Below are 20506 nucleotides of genomic sequence, written 5' to 3'. Positions count from 1 at the left end.
CGGTCTTGACTGATATCAGCGGAGGCTGAACACTCCTCCCGTGCACGCGTTCGACGTCCTGGGCGACCCGGTCCGGCGGCGGATCCTCGAGCTGCTCGCCGACGGCGAGCTCTCGGCCGGGGAGGTCACCGCCGTCGTCCGCCGGGAGTTCGGGATCACCCAGCCGGCCGTGTCCGGGCACCTGCGGGTGCTGCGGGAGAACGGCTTCGCCCGGGTCCGCGCGGAGGGAGCGCGGCGGCTGTACGCCGTCGAGCCCGCCCCGCTGCAGGACGTCGACCGGTGGCTCGAGCGGTTCCGCCGCACCTGGGACCGGCACCTCGACGCACTCGCCACCGAGCTCGCGCGGGGGAAGCGCGAGCGCCGCACGCGCGAGACCCGGCCCCAGGACAGTCCACCCGAGGAGGAACCGTGAGAGACCTGCTGGCCGAGATCGCCGACACCGCCCGGGAGGTCGCCCGCCGTGGCGGGGACGACGACGAACTGGTCGCCGTCACCGTGCGCCGCCGGTACCCGGCCGCGCCCGAGGACGTGTGGGAGGCGGTCACCGACCCGGCCCGCCTGGCCCGCTGGTTCGCCCCGGTCACCGGCGACCTCCGCGAGGGCGGCACCTTCGCCGTCGAGGGCAACGCCGACGGCGAGATCCGCGAGTGCACGCCGCCCTCGACCCTGGTCCTCACCTGGGGCGGGCCGGTCAGCGTCGTCACCGTCTCGCTGACCCCGGCGGGGGAGGGCACCGTCCTGGCGCTCGAGCACACCGTCCCCCTGGCGTTCGCGGGCAGCGGCGCCGGCGCGCTGTTCGTCGGCCCGGGCTGGGACGTCGCGCTGCTCGGCCTGGCGCTGCACCTGCGCGGCGAGGACGTCGGCGACCCGGTCGCGTGGGAGGCCGGCGAGGACGTGCGCCGCTTCACCGCCGCGTCGGTCGACGCGTGGGTGGACACGGTGACGGCGTCGGGGACGGCCGGCGCCGAGGAGGTGGAGGGCGCCGCCGCGGCGGCCCGGGCGCAGTTCGCCCCGCAGCCCTCGGCCGGCTGAGCCCGACGGCGGCCCGGTCCCCGGCTGGCCGGGGGCCGCGCCGTCGGCCACAGTGGAGCGCCCCCACCCCCCACCCGGAAGGCCCCCCGTGCGCCCCACCGACGACGGCGAACCCCAGCTCGCGGAGTTCGGCTACCGGCAGCACCTGGACCGCAGCATCGGCCGGTTCTCCAGCTTCGCCGCCGGCGTCAGCTACATCTCGATCCTCACCGGGACGTTCCAGCTCTTCTACTTCGGCTTCGGCGCCGGCGGCCCGGCGTACGTGTGGTCGTGGCCGATGGTCTTCGTCGGGCAGCTCATGGTCGCGCTGTGCTTCGCCGAGCTCGCCGCCCGCTACCCCGTGGCCGGGTCGCTCTACAACTGGACCAAGCGCCTCGGCAGCGCGACGACGTCGTGGCTGGCCGGCTGGGTGATGCTCACCGCCTCGATCGTGACCCTCGCCGCGACCGCGCTGGCCTACCAGATCACGCTGCCGCAGCTGTGGTCCGGCTTCCAACTGGTGGGCGACGGGACCGGGACCTACGACGTCGCCGTCAACGCCGTCGTGCTGGGCGGCCTGCTGATCACGTTCACCACGCTGGTCAACGCGTTCGGCGTGCGGCTGATGGCGCGGATCAACAGCGCCGGGGTGTTCATCGAGCTGGTGGCCGCGGTGCTGATCGTCGTCGTCCTGGCCACCGCGATCACCCGCGGGCCGCAGGAGGTGCTGTTCGACACCGGCGGCCGGGGCGAGGGCCAGCCGCTGGGCTACCTCGGCGCCTTCCTCGTCGCGGCGCTCGCGTCGGGCTACGTCATGTACGGCTTCGACACCGCCAGCTCGCTCGGCGAGGAGACGGTCGACCCGGGCCGCACCGCACCGCGGGCGATCCTGCGGGCGATCACCGCGTCCTTCGTGCTCGGCGGACTGATCCTGCTGTTCGGGCTGATGGCCGCCCCCGACCTGACCGACCCGCAGCTGTCCTCCAGCAGCGGGGGCCTGCAGTACGTGCTGCTGTCGGTGGCCGGCACCGGCCTGGGGAAGGCGTTCCTCGTCTGCATCGTCGTCGCGGTCACCGTCTGCTGCCTCGCGGTGCACACCGCGGCCATCCGGATGACCTTCGCCATGGCCCGCGACAACGCGCTGCCCGCTTCCGCCCGGCTCGCGCACGTCGACCCGCGGCGCCGCACGCCGGTGGTGCCCGCCGTCCTGGTCGGGCTGCTCGCCGTCGGCGTGCTGCTGCTCAACGTGCGCCAGCCGCAGGTGTTCACCGCGCTGACCAGCATCGCCGTGGTGATGATCTACCTGGCCTACCTGCTGGTGACCGGGCCGATGCTGGTCGCCCGGCTGCGCGGGCGCTGGCCCCGGCCGGCGCCGGGCCGCTTCTCCCTCGGCCGCCTGGGGCTGCCGGTCAACGTGCTCGCGGTGCTGTGGGGCGCCGGGATGGCGGTCAACCTGGCCTGGCCGCGGCGGGAGGTCTACAACGCCACCGGCGAGCCGCACTGGTACCTGCAGTGGGCCGCGCCGGTGTTCATCGGCGCGATCGTCGCGGTCGGCCTGGCGTGGTACCTGCTGCGCCAGCGCCGGCGCACCGGCGTGCTGCCCGAGCACGCCGCCGTCATCGACCCGACGCCGCCGCCCACCCCCGCCTGAGGCCGCGGGCCGACCCGCCGGCCACCCCCCGCAGCAGCCGCGCCCGCTGCGGGCCGGGCAGCGCGGCGAACACCCGGGCCATCGCCGCGGCGACGGCGGCCGGCGGCGAGCCGACGTCCAGGTAGGCCGCCCAGGCCCGCTCGGGCAGCGCGAAGAACGCGGCGAAGAAGGCATCGGTGGCGCGGGTGTCCAGCGGCAGCAGCACCTCCAGGCCCAGGCCCAGCAGCGCCGCCGTCGTCCGGGGGCGGGCCCGCCGCACCACCGCGCGCGCGTCCCCGCCGGCCGCGAGGGCGGCCGCCACCCGCGGACCCAGCCGCAGCGAGGACGCGACGCTGTACCCGGTGGCCGGGTGCACCAGGCCGGCCGCGGAGCCGAGCGGGGTCCCCGGCCCGGCGGCCCGCGGCGGGGCGTCCAGCGGGATCGCCACCCGCTCGGGCTCCCCGGCCGGGCGCAGGCCGCGGGCGGCGAGGAACCGGTCCAGCCGCGCCCGCAGGTCCGGCAGCGGCACCGGCGGGCGGGCGGCCAGCGAGGTCGCCTCGAGCAGCAGGGTGCCGTCGTCGAGGCCGAGGCCGTAGAGGAACGCCGGCGGCGCGGCGGGGTCGGCCAGCGCCGTCCAGTCCATGAGCAGCGCGCCGCCGGGCGGGACGACGTCGTCGACGGGGCCGGCCACCACCTCGCCCCATGCCCGTTGTTGCGCTGCCCGCTGCTGCGCCGTCCCCGGCCCGCCGCCGCGCGCGTCGAGCACCGCCCGCGCGGCCAGCCGGCGCCCGTCGGCGAGGACGGCGACCTCCCCGGCTCCGGCCCCCCCGGCCCCGGCCTCCCCGGCTCCGGCCTCCCCGGCTCCGGCCTCCCCGGACTCGACCGCCGCCAGCCGGCCGGTCACCACCGCGCCGCCGCCGGCGTGCAGCCGGTCGAGCAGGGCGGCGGTGACGACGTCGTTGCGCAGCCGCGCGTAGCCGCGGGCCAGCCGGCGCTCGCCGCCGGCCACGGTGCGCACGACGGTGGGGGAGTACGCGGCCGCGGCGGCGGCCGGGTCGAGCCCGAGCGGGTCCGCCGCGGCCGCCAGCTCGTCGGCCCACAGGCAGTAGGTGGCCGGCCACGGGCGGACCGACGGCGCCACCAGCACCGTCCGCAGCCCCGCGGCGGCGCAGGCGGCGGCCACCGACAGCCCGGCCGGCCCGGCCCCCGCGACGACGACGTCGGCAGCGGGCGCGGGCACCGCGGCAGACCACCACACCCGCCCGCTCCCCGCCACACCCGGGCCCGGACCCGCGCGTCGGGCCGGTCCCCGCCGGGTACCCCGGAGCCGTCGTCCGGGGAGGGACGTCGATGCCCGGTGAGGTCCCCGTCGAGGTGCCCGCGCCCGGGGCGGTGCTGGCCGGCGACCTCGCCGTGCCGGCCGCGGCCCGCGGGGTGGTGCTGTTCGCCCACGGCAGCGGCAGCAGCCGGCACAGCCCGCGCAACCGGCAGGTGGCCGAAGCGCTCCAGCGGGCGGGCTGGGCCACCCTGCTGCTGGACCTGCTCACGCCCGCCGAGGAGGAGGTCGACGCCCGCACCCGCGAGCTGCGCTTCGACGTCGGCCTGCTGGCCGGCCGGCTGACCGCTGCCGCCGACCTGCTGGACCGCGCGGAGGCGACCGCCGGGCTCCCCCTGGCCACCTTCGGGGCGAGCACCGGGGCGGCGGCGGCCCTCCGCACCGCCGCCGACCGGCCCGGCCGGGTGGGAGCGGTGGTGTCCCGCGGCGGCCGGCCGGACCTGGCCGGGGAGGCGCTGACCCGGGTGCGGGCGCCCACGCTGCTCGTCGTCGGTGGCGCGGACGAGCAGGTGCTCGCGCTCAACCGGGACGCCGCCGCGCGGCTGGGCGGGCCGGCCGAGCTGGCCGTCGTCCCCGGGGCGACCCACCTGTTCCCCGAGCCCGGCGCGCTGGAGCAGGTCGTCGACCGCACGCTGCGCTGGCTGGACCGGTGGCTGCGGAGGCCTCAGGCGGGGTCGCCGTCCACGTAGACCCAGCGGCCGCCGGCGCGCCGGAACCGGCTGCGCTCGGCCTGCACGTGCTCGTGCCCGCCGGCGCGCGAGTGCGCGCGGAAGGTCACCGTGCCCTCCGCGTCGAACAGGCCGCCGCCGGTGGTGGCCAGCACCTCCAGGCCGGTCCAGCGCACCGCCGGGTCCAGCGTCGACGACCGCGGCCGGGTGGCCGGGTCCCACGTCTCCCGCAGGTAGGCGGCGTCGCCGACGGCGAAGGCGCTGTACCGGGAGCGCATGAGCTGCTCCGCGGTGGCGGCGGCCGCCGTCCCGTCGTGCAGCCGCCCGCAGCACTCCGCGTAGGGCAGGCCGGATCCGCAGGGGCAGAGCTCCGGGCTCACGCCGTCAGTCTCCAGCGATCCAGACGGCGGTGTCCGGCGGCAGCGCCACCGAGCGGGCCGAGGTGTGCACCCCGGGACCGGACTCGAGCAGCACCTGGCCGCGGGAGCGGACCAGCACGGTGTCGGCGCCCATGTTGACCACGCAGCGGACGGTGCGCCCGCCGCCGGTGCAGCGCACCGTGAGGACGTCGCCGCGGGTGCTCACGGTGGCCTCGCCGGTGCCCAGCGCCGGGTGCTCGGCGCGCACGGCCAGCGCCTGCCGGTAGAGGTGCAGCACCGAGCCGGAGTCGCGGGTCTGCCGGGAGACGGCGTGCCGCTTCCACTCCGCGGGCACCGGCAGCCACGGCCTCGCGGCGCGGTCGGCGGAGAAGCCGACGCCGGTGGTGGCGTTCCACGGCATCGGGACGCGGCAGCCGTCGCGGCCGGCGCGCTCGCCGTTGCTGCGGAAGAAGATCGGGTCCTGCTTGGCCTCGTCGGGGACGTGCGCCTGCGGCAGGCCCAGCTCGTCGCCGGCGTAGACGTAGGCCGAGCCGGGCAGCGCGAGCAGCAGCAGGGCCGCCGCGCGCGCCCGGGCCAGGCCCGTCTCGCCGCCGCCGAAGCGGGTCACCATGCGGTCCTTGTCGTGGTTGCCGAGCACCCACGACACCGGGGCGCCCACCCGCCCGAAGGCGTCCAGCGCGCTGCTGATCGCCTCGGCGAAGGCCGGGGTGTCCCAGGTCGACTTGAGCAGCCGGAACGACAGCGACTGGTGCAGCTCGTCGGGCCGCGAGTAGAGGGCGACCTCGTCGAGGTCGGCGAGGCACACCTCGCCGACGAGCATGGTGTCCGGGTACTCGTCGCAGACCGCCCGCCAGCGGCGCCACACGTCGTGCACCTCGGGCTGGTTCCACGTCATGGCCTGCTCGGGGCCGTGGCCGAACAGGGTCGGGGAGTACTCGCCCGGGTTGTCGCGCAGCCCGGCGTCCTTGTGGAGCCCGTAGGCGACGTCGACGCGAAAGCCGCTCACCCCGCGGTCGAGCCAGAAGCGCAGGGTGCGCTCGAAGTCCTCGGCCACGACCGGGTCGCGCCAGTTGAGGTCGGGCTGCTCGGGGGCGAACAGGTGCAGGTACCAGCGGCCGTCCGGGGTGCGCGACCAGGCCGGCCCGCCGAACAGCGAGCGCCAGTTGTTGGGCGGCTCCTCCGACGGCGGCGCGAAGTGGTACCGGGAGGCCTCGGGGCAGTCGGGGTCGGCCAGCGCCGCCTGGAACCAGGGGTGCCGGTCGGAGGTGTGGTTGGGGACGACGTCGAGCACGACGCGCAGGCCGAGCTGCCGGGCGTCGGCGACCAGCGCCTCGACGTCGGACACGTCGCCGTACTCGGGGTCCACCGCCCGGTAGTCGACGACGTCGTAGCCGCCGTCGGCACCGCCCGAGGGGTAGTGCGGGTTGATCCACAGCGCGTCGACGCCGAGCCACGACAGGTAGGGCAGGCGGGCGCGCAGGCCGGCGAGGTCACCGATGCCGTCGCCGTTGCCGTCGGCGAACGAGCGCAGGTAGACCTGGTAGACGACGGCCGAGCGCCACCACGGCTGCTCCTCGGTCGCCGGCAGGGGGACGGGCCGGGACCACGGCTGCTGCGCGGCGGCGTTGCCGGCGGCGACGAGTCGAGCGGACATGCGCCCAGGATCGGCATTCACGGTCGTCGAGAGTGACCATCCCGCCGCCAAAGGGTGACGTGCCCGTCGTCACATCTCGCCGAACGCGCAGGTACGCGGGCTGTCACGTGTCCTCCCACACACGCGGATGGGGGAGCGGTCCGTCCGTGTTGCACCACCCGTCCCACGAGTCACGAGCCGCCGTCAGACCGGCGGCAGGGAGTACCCGCACCATGTCCAGCTCTCCGGCCGACCGAGCCGCCTGCTTCCGCCACCCCCGGCACGTCTGGATCGCCAGCTGCCCCGACTGCACCGCCTGGCACCTCGCCGGCCTGCGCGCCGGCGCCGAGGACCGCCCCGCGGCGCCCCGCCCCCGCACCGACGACCGGGCGACCACCGCCGCCTAGGAACCCTGCACGCGAGCGCCCCTCCGGCCACGAGGCCGGAGGGGCGCTCGCACGTGCGGCGGGTGCGGGGCGGCTGGTTCACTGTCGTTGAGCGCTTGACGAACGGCGTCTCGACGGCAGGGGCGCCCGCCCCGGGAGGAGGACCGCCGTGCACCTCGGCGTCGACAGTTTCGTGGCGGCGGTGACCGACCCGCGGACGGGCCGGCTCGTGGGCCCCGAGGAGCGGATGGCCCACCTGCTGGAGGAGATCGAGCTGGCCGACCGGGTCGGGCTGTACTCCTTCGGCATCGGCGAGCACCACCGGCCCGAGTACTACGACTCCGCGCCGCCGGTGATCCTGGCCGCGGCCGCCGCCCGCACCGAGCGGATCCGGCTGGGCAGCGCCGTCGCGGTGCTGTCGGCGGCCGACCCCGTCCGGGTCTTCCAGCAGTTCGCCACCCTCGACCTCATCAGCCGCGGGCGGATCGACCTCGTCGTCGGCCGCGGCTCGTTCACCGAGGCGTTCCCGCTGTTCGGCCTGTCGCTGGCCGACTACGACGAGCTGTTCGACGAGAAGCTGGACCTGCTGCTGCGCATCCGCGAGTCCGAGCACGTCACCTGGTCCGGCCGGCACCGCCCGGCACTCACCGGCCAGGGCGTGTACCCGCGGCCGCTGCAGGACCCGCTGCCGGTCTGGGTGGGCGTGGGCGGCACCCCGACGTCGTTCGTGCGCGCCGGGCTGCTCGGCCTGCCGCTCATGGTCGCGATCATCGGCGGCGAACCCCGCCAGTTCGCGCCGCTGGTCGACCTCTACCGGCAGGCCGGCGCGCAGGCCGGGCACGCGCCGGAGCGGCTGCAGGTGGGCCTGCACGTGTTCGGCTACGTCGCCGACAGCACGCAGGCCGCCGCGGACACGATCTACCCGGGCTGGCACGAGATGTTCACCAAGGTCTCCCGCGAGCGCGGCTTCCGGGCGCCCACCCGCGCCCAGTTCGACGCCACCAGCGGGCCCGACGGCGCCTTCTTCACGGGCGATCCCGACACCGTGGCCGAGAAGCTGCTGCGGATCTCCGCCCAGCTCGGCGGGGTGGACCGGGTCTCCGTCCAGATGACCAACCCGCGCCTGGCCCACGAGGACCTGCTGCGCGGCATCGAGCTGCTCGGCACCGAGGTCGCCCCGAAGGTCGCCGCGGGCTGACCAGGGTCGGGTCCGGGTGCCGTTCCGGGCCTTCCCCGATGCGCCGCGGGGCCCGGCGGCGGGAGCCTCGTGCCATGACGATCCCGACCTCGTACACCGGAACCCGGCCTCCGCTGCGGCGCAGCTCCACCGACCGCATGCTCGGCGGCGTCTGCGGCGGCCTGGCCGCCTACACCGGCGTCGACGCGGTGCTGTGGCGCGCCGCCGCCGTCGCCCTGACCCTCGCCGGCGGCGCCGGCCTGGTGCTCTACGCCGTCCTGTGGGTGCTCACCCCCGCCGAGCCGCTGCCGCCCGGCGAGCAGCCGCGCCCGGTCGACCGGTTCGTCGACCGGCTGGCCGGCCGCCTCGACCGGGCGGGCTGACCCGCGCTCAGCCCCCGGGCGGGAACAGGGTCGCCAGCCCGACGCGGGAGCGCAGCCCGCGCTTGCGGTAGACGCTGCTCAGGTGGTGCTCCACGGTCTTCGGGCTGAGGAACAGCGCCGCGGCGACCTCCGCGTTCGAGGCGCCCCGCGCTGCCAGGACGGCGATCCGCGTCTCCTGCGCGGTGAGGGGCTCCTCGGGCAGCGGCCGGCGCGGGCGCGCGGTCCGCCCGGTGGCCCGCAGCTCGTCCTCGGCCCGCTGCGCCCAGGCGGTGAGGTCCAGCGCGGCGAAGGCGTCGGCCGCCGCGGCCAGCTGCTCGCGCGCCCGCGTCCGCTGCCCCGACCGGCGCAGCCGCGCCCCGAACAGCAGCCGCGTGCGCGGGGTCTCGAAGGGGTCGGGCGCGAGCGCGTGGGCGGCGAGCGACCGCTCGAACAGCGCCGCCGCGGCCTCGTCGTCGGGGCAGGTCAGGGCCCGGCAGCGGGCCACCAGCGCGGCCGTGGGCGGCAGCGGCGACCGGGACACCCGCTCGTACTCCCCGGCCAGCTCCGCGGCCTCGGCGACCCGCCCGAGCCCGGTCCAGGCCTCGACCAGCAGCGGCGCCACACCCAGCGGCTCGCCGAGCGCGCCGGTCCCGCCGTCGGCCGCCAGCCGTGCCTCCAGCGGCCGGGCCACCGCGGCCAGGTCGCCGCGGCAGAGCGCGCAGAACGCCTCGGCGAGGGGCAGGTGCGCCGCCACGGCGGCGGTGCCGGCGCGGGTGACCAGCGCGCGGGCACGCTCCAGGTGCGCCGCCGCCTCCGCGTGCCGCCCGCGCATCGCGGCCTCCGAGGCCAGCAGCTCCAGGGCCGGCGCGGCGTCGGCGACGTAGCCCAGCTGTTCGGCGAGCTCGACCGCCTCGCCGGCGTCGGCGTAGGCGCCCGGGTGGTCGCCCAGCAGCTCCGCCCGGCCGTGGGCGGTCATCGACAGGACGGCGACCAGCACGCCCAGCGCCCCGACCTCCCGGGCCTCGCGCAGGCGGCGCTCCACGACCGGGACGGCGGCGAACGGGTCGGGCAGCCAGCCCACCGCGAGGACGAGCAGCGGCAGCAGCCGGGGCTCCGCCCGCGGCTCCGGCCCCGCCTCCATCCCCGCCAGCGCCCGGCGCAGGTCGGACCGGCCGCGGTCGGGGTCGCCGGCGTGCAGGGCGGCGATCCCGGTGACCCACGCCGCGAGCACCTGCTGCAGCGGGTCGCCGGGCTCCGCGGCGGCCGTGATCCGCCGCGCCGTCGCCTGCATCCCCGCCACGTCCCCGAGCCGGTGCTGCACGACGGCGAGGTCGGTGAGCACCCAGGCGGCGGTGCGGCCGGTGGCGAGGTCGGCCGCCGCGCGCAGCAGGTCGCCCGCGGCCGGCACCGAGCCGGTGTCCTGCTCGACCCGGCCCAGCACGTGCAGGACCTCCGCCCGCGCGGACGCCGGCGCCTCGGCGCGCAGGACGGCGCCGGCCAGCGCCCGCGCGCGGGCGGCGTCCCCGCCGACGGCGGCGTCCCGGACGGCGGCCGCCAGCAGCCCCGCGGCACGGGTGGCGTCCCCGGTCAGCGCGGCCGCGCGCTCCAGCGCCGCCGACGACGCCGCGTACCCGCGCCGCGCCCGGGCCCGGCCGGCTGCGGCGGCCAGCTCGCCGGCCAGCGCCTCGTCGGGCCCGGCGGCGGCCAGGGCGCGGTGCCACACCGCCGCGAGGTCGTCGCCGGTCCGGACGCTGTCGGCCAGCAGGCGGTGCGCCCGCCGGCGCTCGGCGGGCGTCGCGCGGTGCCACACCAGGCTGCGCAGCAGCGGGTGCCGGAACGCCAGGGCGTCCCCGTCGCGCACGACGACGCCCCGCTCCTCCGCCGCGTCCAGGGCCGCGGCGGGGTCGGTGCCCGACCGGGCGAGCGCCGCGGCCACGGCGGCGGCGCTGCCGTCGTGGGCCGCGGCCAGCAGCAGCACCGCCTCCCGCGCCCCGGCCGGCAGCGCGGCCAGCTCCGGCTCGAGCGCCCCGGCCAGCGCCGGGCCGGCCGGCAGGTCCGCGGGCAGCGGCTCGGTGCCCGCCCGCTGGGCCGGCGACAGGGCCGCGGCCACCTCCAGGAGCGCCAGCGGGACCCCGCCGAGGCGGTCGACCAGCCGGCGCGCCACGGCGGGGGCGACCGCGTCGGCGAGCAGTGCGCGGGCGGCGTCGTCGGGCAGGGCGGCGACCGGGAGGACGGCGGCGCCGGGCAGCGGGCCGGGTCCCGGCCGCCGCGCCACCAGCACCGCGACCCGGTCCCCGTGCACCCGGCGCGCGGCGAACAGCAGCGCGGTCGCGGACTCCGCGTCGGCCCACTGCAGGTCGTCGACCACGACGAGCAGGGGAGCGGCCGCCGCGGCCGCCGCCAGCAGCGAGAGGGTGCCCGCCGCGACCAGGTGCCGCTCGCCCGGGACGTCGGCCGGCCCCCAGCCCAGCGCCGCGGCGAGTGCCGCCGCCTGCCCGGGCGGGACCTCCGGCAGCAGGGGGCGCAGCGGGCCGAGCAGCTCCAGGAGGACGGCTTGCGGCAGCGTCGCCTCCGACTCGATCCCGCGGGCGCGCAGCACCGTCCACCCGCCGGCCCGCGCGGCCGCCGCCTGCAGCAGGGCGGTCTTCCCGACGCCGGCCTCGCCCTCGACGACCAGCAGGCCCGGCCGGCCCGCGCGGGCGTCGTCGAGGAGCCGGTCGAGGTGCGCGAGCTCCGCCGCCCGGCCCACCAGGTCGCGGGTTTCCCCCGACGCGACGCCGCCGCCGCCGGCCGGAGCCTGGTCCGGCAGCCGCTCCGAGGGAGGACGCCATGACCGCGAGCCCGACCCCGACGCCGGCCCGTCCGCCGTCGCCGACCGCCGCGCGGATGCGGTGGATGGCCTCCTGGTTCGGGGCGCCCCTGGACCCCCGGCTCCTGCCCTGGCGGACACCGCGGTGACCCCGTTCAGCCGGACAGCGCCGCCGGCGCGGCCAGGATGCCCCGGCGCTGCGCCTCGAGGACCGCGGTGAGCCGGTCGTGGACGCCGAGCTTCCGGTACAGCCGCGCGGCGTGCGTGGTGACCGTGCGGGTCGAGCAGCCCAGCCGGTGCGCCGTCGCGGTGGCCGTCAGCCCCTCCGCGAGGCACACCAGGACGGCCGTCTCCCGGCAGGTGAGGCCCGCGGCGCGGGCCGGCTCGTGACCGTCCCCGGCGCCGTCCTGCCAGGCCCGCACCGTCCGCACGTGCCGGTCCAGCGCGCGCAGCACCGGCGCGACGTCGCCGAGCAGCGCGAGGTCGGCCGCGGTGAAGTCGCGGCGGGGCCGGCCGAAGGCGAACCCGCAGACCTCGGCCGGCCCGCCCCGCAGCGGCAGGCTGACCACCTGGTCCCAGCCGCACACCGAGGCGATGACGCCGCGGGCGGGGGACCGGCGCCAGCTCTGCCAGCCGCCGGCCGCCTCCTGCGCGGTCGCGGGCGTGAGGTCCCCGGCCGCGGCGGCGGTCAGCAGGGGGTGCACCGAGCGCATGCGGTGCGTGGCGTCGACCAGCAGCTCGAGCTGACCGGGGCCCAGGCCGGTGGCGGTGATCTCGGTGGCCCCGGTGCGCCAGTCGGTGCGCTGCAGCACCGCGGCGGACGCCTCCAGGCGGGGGCACAGGACGGCGAACACCGGGCCGGCGGGCAGCCGGGGGCCGACCATGCCGTCGAGCGTGCCCACCACCAGGTCGGTCAGCTCCCGGACCACAGGCTCCATGGCCGGCCTCCGACGATCCTGCGCGGACCCCGCGGGTCCCGCGTCGGTCGCGTGTGCAGCCCTCTGCGCAGGACGAGCGTGGCCGCCCCTGCGGGCCGGCGTCAACGGAGATCCGCACGCCGTCAAGGGGGTGCCGCACCCCGCCGGATACGCAGATGTGCGTACAGACGGTGCCGATCCGCCGTCCCTAGCGTCCGTGCCGCACCACCACCGGCCCGACCACCAGGGGGAACCGTGTCTCTCCTCGTCCTGCACCTGCGGTGGAACGACGTCGACCCGGAGCAGTACGAGGTGCTGCGCCGGGCCCTCCCGGAGGACGCGGACCGGCCGCCGCGCTGCCTCTCGCGCCGGCACGTCCGGCAACCCCGGTCGGTGATGGTCTACGAGGTCTGGGACGACGCCCGGGCCGCGGAGGACGAGCTGGGCCGGATCCGCGCCCTGCTGGACGCCGGGCCCGAGCAGCCGCAGCGCGTCGTGTTCGTGCTGCCCGACGTCTTCGCCCCGGGCTTCGCCCGCCGGCCCGCCCGCCCGGCGCCCGCGCCGGAGGTCGCCACCGTGCCGGTCGTCCCGGCCCCGCGGCAGCCGGAGTCCCCGGTCACGGTGCCGACGACCTGACCGCCGGGACCTCCGCCGCGTGCCCCCGCCGGGGTGCCCGGCGGACCGGGCGGCGGCCACGGAGGTCCCGCCCGGGCCCGGCCCGGTGCCGGTGGTGCCGGCGGACGGGAGGGCGTCAGGGGGTTGGCGCGCGCCGCCGGGTGTGGGGGGATGCCGGGCATGACGCGCGCGATCGTGGTCGGCGGCGGGGTGGCGGGGCCGGTGGCGGCCATGGCGCTGCAGCGGGTGGGGATCGGGGCGACGGTGCACGAGGCGCACCCGGCTCCCGCAGGCGACGTCGGCGCGTGGCTGGGTGTGCAGGTCAACGGCCTCGACGCGCTCGCGGCGGTGGGCGCCGAGGACGCCGTCCGCGCGGCGGGCTTCCCGACGCCCACCATCGAGTTCCGCAGCGGGACCGGCCGGGTCCTGGCCGCCCTCCCCACCGGGGACCCGTCGGGCAGGCGCGGCACCGGCGTCTCGCTGCGCCGCTCGGACCTCTACCGGGCGCTGCACGCGGAGGCGGTCGGGCGCGGCATCGAGGTCCGCTACGGCTCCCGCCTCACCGGGGTGCGCGACACCGGCAGCGGCGTCACCGCGGAGTTCGCCGACGGCCGCACCGAGACCGCGGACCTGCTGGTCGGCGCGGACGGCGTCCGGTCGACGGTGCGCACGCTGGTCGACCCCGCCGCCCCGCCGCCCCGCTTCGTGCCGGTGCTCAACACCGCCGGGTACTCCGCGCACGTGCCGGACGGCGCCGAGGTGGGCCGGCTGACCATGGTGTTCGGCCGCCGCGCCTTCGCCGGGTACCTCGCCGCGCCGGACGGCGGCACCTGGTGGTTCGCCAACCCGCCGCTGACCCGCGAGCCGGCCGACGGGGAGGTCGCCGGCACGCCCGACGCGCGCTGGCGGGCCCTGCTCCACGACCTGTACGGGAGCGACCGGTCCCCGCTGGCGGACCTGGTGGCGGCCACCCCCGGGCCGCTGCGCGGGTGGACGACGTACGACGTCCCCACCCTGCGCCGCTGGTCCCGCGGCCGCACGGTCCTGATCGGGGACGCCGCGCACGCGACCTCGCCGGCCGCGGGGCAGGGCTCGTCGCTGGCGATGGAGGACGCCGTCGTCCTCGCCTCGTGCCTGCGGGACCTGCCGGTCGGCGACGCCCTGCGCGTCTTCGAGGAGCGGCGGCGGGCGCGCGCGGAGCGGGTCGTCGCCCAGGCGTTCCGCCGGAGCAGCGCGACGCCGCCGCCGGCCGTGGGCCGCGCCGTCCGCGACGCCGTCCTGCCGCTGGTCCTGCGCCGCCGCGACCCGGCGGCGTGGGTGCGGGCGCACCGGGTGGAGCCGCTCGCCGCCGCCGGGGCCGGGTGACCGCCGTCACCCGGCCGGGCCGGCGTCGTTGAGCCCGGCGACCTGCCCCCGGCCCCGATGGAGTGGTCCGTGCGCCGACTGCTGACCGTCCTGCTCGCCGCGCTCGCCGGCGTCCTGCTCGTCGTCCCCCCGGCCGCGGCCGCGCCCCCGGGACCGCTGCGCTACGTCGCGCTCGGCGACTCCTACAGCGCGGCCTCCGGCGTGCTGCCGCCGGACCCGACCGCCGCGCCGCAGTGCCTGCGCTCCACCCGCAACTACCCGCAGGTGATCGCGCAGGCCACCGGCGCGCAGCTGACCGACGTCACCTGCGGCGGCGCGGACACCTCCGACCTCACCACCGCCCAGCACCCCGGCGTGCCGCCCCAGCTCGCGGCGCTGTCCCCGGACACCCAGCTGGTCACGATGACCATCGGCGGCAACGACAGCGGGGTGTTCATCGAGTCGATCCTGCGCTGCGGCACCGCCGGGCTGCTGACGCTGGGCCGCGGCAGCCCGTGCCGCGACACCTACGGCACCTCGTTCGAGGACACCGTCCGCACCACCACCTACCCGGCGCTGGTGCAGGCGCTGACGGCGGTGCGCGAGGCCGCGCCGCGCGCCCGGGTCGCGATCCTCGGCTACCCCGCGATCCTCCCGCCGACCGGCGGCTGCTTCGACCGGATGCCGATCGCCGAGGGCGACGTCCCCTACCTGCACTCCCTGCAGACCACCCTCGACGACGCCGTCCGGCGCGCGGCCGCGGCCACCGGCGTCACCTACGTCGACCTGTCCCGCGCCTCGGCCGGGCACGACGCCTGCGCGCCGATCGGCGTCCGCTGGGTCGAGCCGGTGCTGCAGGGCACCAACGCGGTGGTCATGCACCCGAACGCGCTCGGCGAGGCGGAGATGGCCGCCCGGGCGATGGCGGTGCTGCGCCTGCACTGACCCGGCCCGGTACCCCACCGGCGGCGTGGCCCGCCGCCGGCGGGGTACGGGACGGGACGACACGCACCCGAGGAGGAGCGATGAGCGAGACCGACCCCACCCCCCAGGCCGGCCCGGACGAGGAGGGCTCGCAGGCCAGCGTCGGCCCGGACGTCGCGCACGCCGGGGGAGGGCGCACGGCCGGGGAGACCTCGGTCGACGACGCGGTGGGCTCGGAGGCCGACCCTCCGCGGTGAGCGGGCCGCCCCGGGGCGGTGCCACGCCCCGCCCGGACCTCCGCCGGCGGGCCGGCGGAGGGTCCCCGTGCCGGGCCGGGTAGGGCGGGGACGTGGACGCGCGCCGGCTCGTGATGGGGGACTGGACGCCCGTGCTCCGGGACGGCATCGACGTCCTGCGGCTGCTGCTGCTCGCCGGCGGGGTCGCCTACGCGGTGGCGGGGCGGGCGGGGGACGCGGCGGTCCTGCTGTTCCTGGGGGCGGTCACCGTCCTGGCGCGGCTGGTCGACCTGCCGCGGGTGTACGACCTCGCACTGACCGCCGGGATGGTCCTGCAGGGGTTCGGCGAGACGCTGGGCCTCTACGACCGGTTCGTCCGCTTCGACGACCTGGTGCACGTCACGCTGCCGCTGCTCACCGCGCCCGTCGTCTACATCGCGCTCGCCCGCCTCGACGTCGTCCCCGACCCCCGCGACGAGACCCACCTGCGCCACTACGTCGGGATCGCGGTCGTCACGACGGCGCTCGGCGTCACGATCGGCGCGCTGTGGGAGGTGTACGAGTGGCGGTCCGACGCGTGGTTCGGCACGCGGCTGTCGGAGGGCAACGACGACACCAACGGCGACCTCGTCCGTGACACCCTCGGGTCCCTGGTCGGTGCGGCGCTGCTGGTGGCGTGGGCCCGCTTCGGCTGGGGGTCGGTCCGCCGGATCCCGGGGGTGAACACCCACGAGGAGGTCAGCGCCTGAGTGGCACCCGTGCACCGCGCTCACGCGCCGGCGGCTGCTCCTGGCGGCGGGCCGGGTCGCCGGGGCGGCCCTCCTGACCGGCTGCGCGGTCCGGCTGCCCGGAGCGGTCGACGCCGACGGGGCCGCCGTCCTGACCGCACGCCCGACCGCTCCACCGGACCTCCCGCCCCCGCCCCCGGGCACCGCCGCCCTCGGCCTCCAGGAGACGCGCGACTCCCTGCTGCACGTCCCCGCCGCCGGGGTCGCCGGCCCGGCGCCGCTCGTCGTCGTCCTGCACGGCGCGGGGGGTGACGCCGGGGCCGGGCTCGGGCTGCTGCGGTCCCTCGCCGACGAGCGCGGGCTGGTGCTGCTGGCCCCCGCCTCCCGGGGCTCGACCTGGGACGCCGTCCAGCGCGGCCACGGGCCCGACGTCGCGGGGATCGACCGCGCGCTGACCGCCGTCCTCGCCCGGGTGCCGGTCGACCCCGCCCGGGTCGCCGTCGCCGGCTTCTCCGACGGCGCGTCCTACGCGCTGGGGCTGGGGCTGGCCAACGGCGGGCTGTTCCGGAGGGTCGTCGCCTTCTCCCCGGGGTTCGTCCCGCCGGCGACGCGCAGCGGGCGGCCGGCGGTCTTCGTGTCCCACGGGACCGGCGACGACGTCCTGCCGGTCGAGCGGACCAGCCGCGAGATCGTCCCCGCCCTCCGCGACGACGGGTACGACGTCACCTACCGGGAGTTCGGCGGCGGGCACGTCGTCCCACCCGAGGTCGCCCGGGAGGCGGTCGACTGGCTCGGCGGAGGGACGGGGTGACCCGGTCCGCGCCGGGGGGAGCGGGCAAGCCGCTGCCCGACGTCGTCGCCCCCGGCCTGGACGTCCTGTTCTGCGGGATCAACCCCTCGCTGCTGTCGGCCGAGCGCGGCCACCACTTCGCCCGCCCCGGCAACCGGTTCTGGCCCGCGCTGCACCTGGCGGGGCTCACCCCCCGCCGGCTGGCGCCGGAGGAGGACCGCGACCTGCCCCGCTACGGGCTGGGGGTGACCAACCTCGCCGACCGGCCCACGCGGACGGCGGCCGAGCTCACCGCCGAGGAGTTGCGCGCGGGCGTCGCGGCGCTGGCCGGCCTGGTCGCGCGCTGCCGCCCGCGGGTGCTGGCGGTCCTCGGGCTCACCGCCTGGCGGCTGGCCACCGGCGCGCCCCGCGCGGGCTGGGGCCGCCAGCCGGTGTCGGTCGGCGGCGCCGAGACGTGGGTGCTGCCCAACCCGAGCGGGCTGAACGCGCACTTCCAGCTGCCCGACCTCGCCCGGCTGTACGCCGGGCTGCGGCCACCCGACGGCTAGGCGACCGGGTCCGCGGTGCGGGTCTCCGCGGCGAGCCGGCCCACCATCGCCACCGCCTCGCCGCGGTCGAGGACCGCGCCCTCGGCCAGCGCGGTGTCGTACTCGACCTCGTCGAGGGCCTCGCGGGTGGCGGTGACGTAGCGCTGCCCGTCCAGCGGGTCCATCCGCAGCGGGTCGTAGCCGACCTGCCGGGCGACGGCCTGCACCGCGCCGAGCAGCACCGCCGCGGTGCGCGGCCGGCCCGACGCGGTGACCGCGCCGACGGCGGCCAACAGCCCGGCGAGGGTGCCGGTGGCGTCGCCCTCGCGGTGGGTCAGCTCGACCATCGCCCACAGGTCGGCCAGCGCCTCGGCGGCCCGGCCGACGTCGGTGAGCGCCTTGGCCCGGATCCACAGCACCGAGGAGTGCGCCCAGGAGTGGCCCAGGCGCAGCGCGAGCTGCTCGGCGCGGCCGAGGTGCTCCAGCGCGCCGTCGAGGTCGCCGGCGGCCCGCGAGAACTGGCCGAGGGTCATGGCGATCTCGACCTGCACCCACTCGATGCCCGAGGCCTGCGCCAGCGCCAGGCCGCGGGCGATGTCCGCCGCGACCTCGCCGTCGGGGTCGGGCTGGCCGAGCAGCGCCCGCACGAAGCCGCGCAGGACGAGGGCGAGGGGCAGCACCGGGTCGGCGTCGTCGGCGGTCTCGGCGATCTCGCTGGTCCGCGCCCACAGCGAGGGCACGTCGCCGGACAGGTAGGCCAGCAGCGCGTCGGCGAGCAGCGCGCCGCTGCGCACGCCGGCGGGCGCGCCGGGGGTGCTGTCGAGCGCGGCGGCCAGCCAGCGGCGGCCCTCCTGCACGTGGCCGCGGCGGTACCAGTACCAGCCCAGCGCCCCGCCGATCCGCAGCGCGGCCTCGCCCTGCCCGGTGGCCAGCGCGTGCCCGAGCGCCGCCCGCAGCGCCGGCTGCTCGGCGTCGAGCCGGCGGGCGCTCCCGGTCCACAGCGGGCTGCGCAGCGTCGGCTCCAGCCGCTCGGTGAGCGCGACGGCGAAGCCGGTCAGCCGGTCGCGCAGCCGCCGCGACGCGGCCTCGTCCAGCGCCTGCTCGGCGTACTGCCGCAGCGTCTCGAGCATCCGGTAGCGCCCGGCCGCGTGGTCGAGCTCGACCAGCGACTTGGCCACCAGCACCCGCAGCAGCTCCAGCGCCCGGCCGTCGACCTCCGGCCCGGCCACCGCCTCGACCAGGTCCGGGCCGAAGGTGCCGGGCAGCACCGAGACCGCCTGGAAGACGGCGAGCTCGGCGGGCGCGAGCAGGTCGACGCTCCACTGCACGGTGGCCGCGAGCGTGCGCTGGTGCGGCACCGCGGTGCGCCAGCCGCCCGACAGCAGGGCGAACCGGTCGTCGACCCGGCCGGCGACCTCGGCCAGCGGGAGGGTGGTGAGGCAGGCGGCGGCCAGCTCCACCGCCAGCGGCAGGCCGTCGAGGGCGGCGACCAGGTCGCGGACGTGGCCCAGGTCCTCCGCGGAGGGGTCGGCCAGGTGCGGGGCGGCCAGCCGGGCGCGGTCGAGGAACAGCCGCTCGGCGTCGCTGCCGGGCGCGTCGGCGGGCATGGGACCGCAGGGCAGCACCGCCTCGCCGGGCAGCCCGAGCGGCTCCCGGGAGGTGGCCAGCACCTGCAGCTCGGGGCAGCGGGGGAGCAGCGCGGCGCACACCGCGGCGGCGGCGTCGACGACGTGCTCGCAGTTGTCCAGCACCAGCAGCAGCGGCCGGTCCTGCAGGGCGGTGGCGACGGCGCCCAGTGGGTCCCCGCCGGCCAGCGTCACGCCCAGTACGGTGGCCACCTGCCCGGCGACCAGCTCGGGGTCCTCGACGCCGGCCAGCTCGACCAGCGCGGCCGGCGGCGACCCGGCCGGCCGGCGGTGCGCGGCCTCCAGCGCCAGCCGGGTCTTGCCGCTGCCGCCGGGCCCGACCAGCGTGACCAGCCGCTGCCCGGACAGCGCGGCGGCCAGCCGGCCGAGCTCGGCGGTGCGGCCGACGAAGGCGGTGAGCGGGACCGGAAGGGGGCCCAGGGCACGCACCGCCGGAGGCGCCGGGGGAGCCGGGGGAGCCGGCACGGCCTCCGGCGCGGGGGCCGGGGCGGGTGCCGGCGCGGGCCCGGCCAGCGCCGGGTCCTGGCGCAGGATCTGCTCGTACAGGGACTGCAGCGGCCGGCCCGGGTCGACGCCCAGCCCGTCGGCGAGCAGCCGGCGCCCCTCGTCGTAGACCTCGAGCGCCTCGGCCTGCCGGCCGCAGCGGTACAGGGCGAGCATCAGGGAGGCGCGCAGGCCCTCGCGCAGCGGCTCGGCGCGCAGCAGTTCCCGGACGTCGTCGACGATCTCGGCGTGCCGGCCCAGCCGCAGGTCCAGCTCGGCGGCCAGTTCCCGGGCCGCCAGCCGCAGCTGCTCGAGCCGCTCGGACTCCTCGGCGGCGAAGGTGGCCGCGACGTCGGCGTAGGCGGGGCCGCGCCACAGCGCCAGCCCCTCGGCCACCGCGGCGCGGGCGCCCTCGGCGTCCCCGCGGGCGGCGAGGTCCCGGGCCGTGCGCAGCAGCTGGGCGAAGCGGACCGCGTCGACGTCCTCGGGGGCGACCGCGAGCCGGTAGCCGGGCTCGCGGGTGACCAGCAGCGTCCAGCGGCCGCCGGTGACGTCGGGCTCGAGCTCCCGGCGCAGCCGGGACACGATCGACTGCAGGGTGGCCGCCACGGCGGTGGGCGGCTGGCCGCTCCACACGCGGTCGACGAGCAGGTCGACGGGGACGGTCCGCCCGGCGTCGACCAGCAGTGCGGCCAGGACGGCGCGGTGGCGGGGGGACTGGGGCGCGAGGAGCTGTCCGTCGCGCCAGACCTCCACGGGTCCGAGCACGCGGTACGAGGTGCCGGTCATCGGCGGGCAGGCTAGGGGCCCGGACCCGCCCGCGGGAGTGTCCGCGACGCCCCGTGACCTGCCGGTGACCTCCCGGTCGCGCGCGTGACCTGCTGCCCAAGCGGTCGCCAAGGGG

21 protein-coding genes are annotated in these 20506 nt (G+C 78.5%); 15 read left to right on the top strand and 6 right to left on the bottom strand.

The window, feature by feature from the left end; genetic code table 11:
* The first annotated feature begins 40 nt into the window (after window positions 1-40).
* The 3 genes from ACI796_RS01145 (at window position 41) to ACI796_RS01135 (ending at window position 2662) form a co-directional block, all read left to right on the top strand.
* Window positions 41-412, top strand: coding sequence for an ArsR/SmtB family transcription factor (locus ACI796_RS01145; RefSeq protein WP_456939416.1), 372 nt, complete (start codon window positions 41-43; stop codon window positions 410-412).
* Window positions 409-1032, top strand: a complete 624-nt coding sequence (locus ACI796_RS01140) for an SRPBCC family protein (protein WP_456939415.1) — start codon at window positions 409-411, stop codon at window positions 1030-1032. Before ACI796_RS01145 ends, ACI796_RS01140 begins: the two co-directional genes overlap by 4 nt.
* Before the next feature lie 88 nt (window positions 1033-1120).
* Entirely contained in the window at window positions 1121-2662 is a 1542-nt protein-coding gene (locus tag ACI796_RS01135; RefSeq protein WP_456939414.1) for an APC family permease, read from the top strand.
* Here ACI796_RS01135 and ACI796_RS01130 read toward each other — a convergent pair.
* Entirely contained in the window at window positions 2628-3881 is a 1254-nt protein-coding gene (locus ACI796_RS01130; RefSeq protein ID WP_456939413.1) for a lycopene cyclase family protein, read from the bottom strand. The genes ACI796_RS01135 and ACI796_RS01130 overlap by 35 nt on opposite strands.
* A 110-nt stretch (window positions 3882-3991) precedes the next feature.
* Between ACI796_RS01130 and ACI796_RS01125 the strand changes: the two genes are divergently transcribed.
* On the top strand, window positions 3992-4666 hold the full coding sequence (locus ACI796_RS01125) for a dienelactone hydrolase family protein (RefSeq protein ID WP_456939412.1): 675 nt from the start codon (window positions 3992-3994) through the stop codon (window positions 4664-4666).
* Here the strand turns inward: ACI796_RS01125 and ACI796_RS01120 are convergent.
* Window positions 4642-5025, bottom strand: coding sequence for a YchJ family protein (locus ACI796_RS01120; RefSeq protein WP_456939411.1), 384 nt, complete (start codon window positions 5023-5025; stop codon window positions 4642-4644). The genes ACI796_RS01125 and ACI796_RS01120 overlap by 25 nt on opposite strands.
* A gap of 4 nt (window positions 5026-5029) precedes the next feature.
* Window positions 5030-6679 carry a glycoside hydrolase family 13 protein gene (locus tag ACI796_RS01115; protein WP_456939410.1) on the bottom strand — a complete coding sequence of 550 codons (1650 nt, stop codon included), beginning with the start codon at window positions 6677-6679 and terminating at the stop codon, window positions 5030-5032.
* Window positions 6680-6891: 212 nt separating this feature from the next.
* Between ACI796_RS01115 and ACI796_RS01110 the strand changes: the two genes are divergently transcribed.
* The 3 genes from ACI796_RS01110 to ACI796_RS01100 all read left to right on the top strand — a co-directional run bounded on the left by ACI796_RS01110 (window position 6892) and on the right by ACI796_RS01100 (window position 8604).
* Window positions 6892-7065 carry a hypothetical protein gene (locus ACI796_RS01110; protein ID WP_456939409.1) on the top strand — a complete coding sequence of 58 codons (174 nt, stop codon included), beginning with the start codon at window positions 6892-6894 and terminating at the stop codon, window positions 7063-7065.
* A 148-nt stretch (window positions 7066-7213) separates the two neighbouring features.
* Window positions 7214-8242 (top strand): LLM class flavin-dependent oxidoreductase, encoded by a 1029-nt coding sequence (locus ACI796_RS01105; protein WP_456939408.1) that lies wholly within the window; start codon window positions 7214-7216, stop codon window positions 8240-8242.
* Window positions 8243-8316: 74 nt separating this feature from the next.
* Window positions 8317-8604 carry a PspC domain-containing protein gene (locus ACI796_RS01100; RefSeq protein WP_456939407.1) on the top strand — a complete coding sequence of 96 codons (288 nt, stop codon included), beginning with the start codon at window positions 8317-8319 and terminating at the stop codon, window positions 8602-8604.
* 7 nt (window positions 8605-8611) lie between these two features.
* Here the strand turns inward: ACI796_RS01100 and ACI796_RS01095 are convergent, their stop codons facing one another.
* Window positions 8612-11332, bottom strand: coding sequence for an AAA family ATPase (locus ACI796_RS01095; protein WP_456939406.1), 2721 nt, complete (start codon window positions 11330-11332; stop codon window positions 8612-8614).
* Window positions 11333-11412: 80 nt separating this feature from the next.
* On the opposite strand from ACI796_RS01095, the gene ACI796_RS01090 reads away from it, so the two are divergent.
* Window positions 11413-11541, top strand: a complete 129-nt coding sequence (locus ACI796_RS01090; RefSeq protein WP_456939405.1) for a hypothetical protein — start codon at window positions 11413-11415, stop codon at window positions 11539-11541.
* A gap of 6 nt (window positions 11542-11547) precedes the next feature.
* On the opposite strand, the gene ACI796_RS01085 is transcribed toward ACI796_RS01090, so the two are convergent.
* A complete protein-coding gene (locus ACI796_RS01085) occupies window positions 11548-12330 on the bottom strand; it encodes a helix-turn-helix transcriptional regulator (RefSeq protein WP_456939404.1) in 783 nt (260 codons plus the stop codon).
* Between the two features lie 234 nt (window positions 12331-12564).
* Here ACI796_RS01085 and ACI796_RS01080 point away from each other — a divergent pair, with 234 nt between their 5' ends.
* The 7 genes from ACI796_RS01080 to mug all read left to right on the top strand — a co-directional run bounded on the left by ACI796_RS01080 (window position 12565) and on the right by mug (window position 17494).
* Complete coding sequence (locus tag ACI796_RS01080; RefSeq protein WP_456939403.1) at window positions 12565-12945, top strand: hypothetical protein; 381 nt, start codon at window positions 12565-12567, stop codon at window positions 12943-12945.
* A gap of 159 nt (window positions 12946-13104) precedes the next feature.
* The gene (locus ACI796_RS01075) at window positions 13105-14289 is read left to right on the top strand and encodes an FAD-dependent oxidoreductase (RefSeq protein WP_456939402.1); all 1185 of its coding nucleotides are present in this window, start codon (window positions 13105-13107) and stop codon (window positions 14287-14289) included.
* 69 nt (window positions 14290-14358) lie between these two features.
* Window positions 14359-15213, top strand: coding sequence for an SGNH/GDSL hydrolase family protein (locus tag ACI796_RS01070; RefSeq protein ID WP_456939401.1), 855 nt, complete (start codon window positions 14359-14361; stop codon window positions 15211-15213).
* 80 nt (window positions 15214-15293) lie between these two features.
* The gene (locus ACI796_RS01065) at window positions 15294-15449 is read left to right on the top strand and encodes a hypothetical protein (RefSeq protein WP_456939400.1); all 156 of its coding nucleotides are present in this window, start codon (window positions 15294-15296) and stop codon (window positions 15447-15449) included.
* A 92-nt stretch (window positions 15450-15541) separates the two neighbouring features.
* Complete coding sequence (locus ACI796_RS01060) at window positions 15542-16177, top strand: hypothetical protein (protein ID WP_456939399.1); 636 nt, start codon at window positions 15542-15544, stop codon at window positions 16175-16177.
* Window positions 16178-16520: 343 nt separating this feature from the next.
* Window positions 16521-16967, top strand: a complete 447-nt coding sequence (locus ACI796_RS01055; RefSeq protein WP_456939398.1) for an alpha/beta hydrolase — start codon at window positions 16521-16523, stop codon at window positions 16965-16967.
* The gene (gene mug / locus ACI796_RS01050; RefSeq protein ID WP_456939397.1) at window positions 16964-17494 is read left to right on the top strand and encodes a G/U mismatch-specific DNA glycosylase; all 531 of its coding nucleotides are present in this window, start codon (window positions 16964-16966) and stop codon (window positions 17492-17494) included. The genes ACI796_RS01055 and mug overlap by 4 nt, the downstream gene beginning before the upstream one ends.
* Here mug and ACI796_RS01045 read toward each other — a convergent pair.
* Window positions 17491-20391, bottom strand: a complete 2901-nt coding sequence (locus tag ACI796_RS01045) for a BTAD domain-containing putative transcriptional regulator (RefSeq protein WP_456939396.1) — start codon at window positions 20389-20391, stop codon at window positions 17491-17493. The genes mug and ACI796_RS01045 overlap by 4 nt on opposite strands.
* Window positions 20392-20506 lie beyond the last annotated feature (115 nt).

The organism is Geodermatophilus sp. SYSU D00525 (assembly GCF_054050475.1).
Note: the sequence above shows the minus strand (reverse complement) of the source record. Positions and strands in the feature narration are given on the sequence as shown.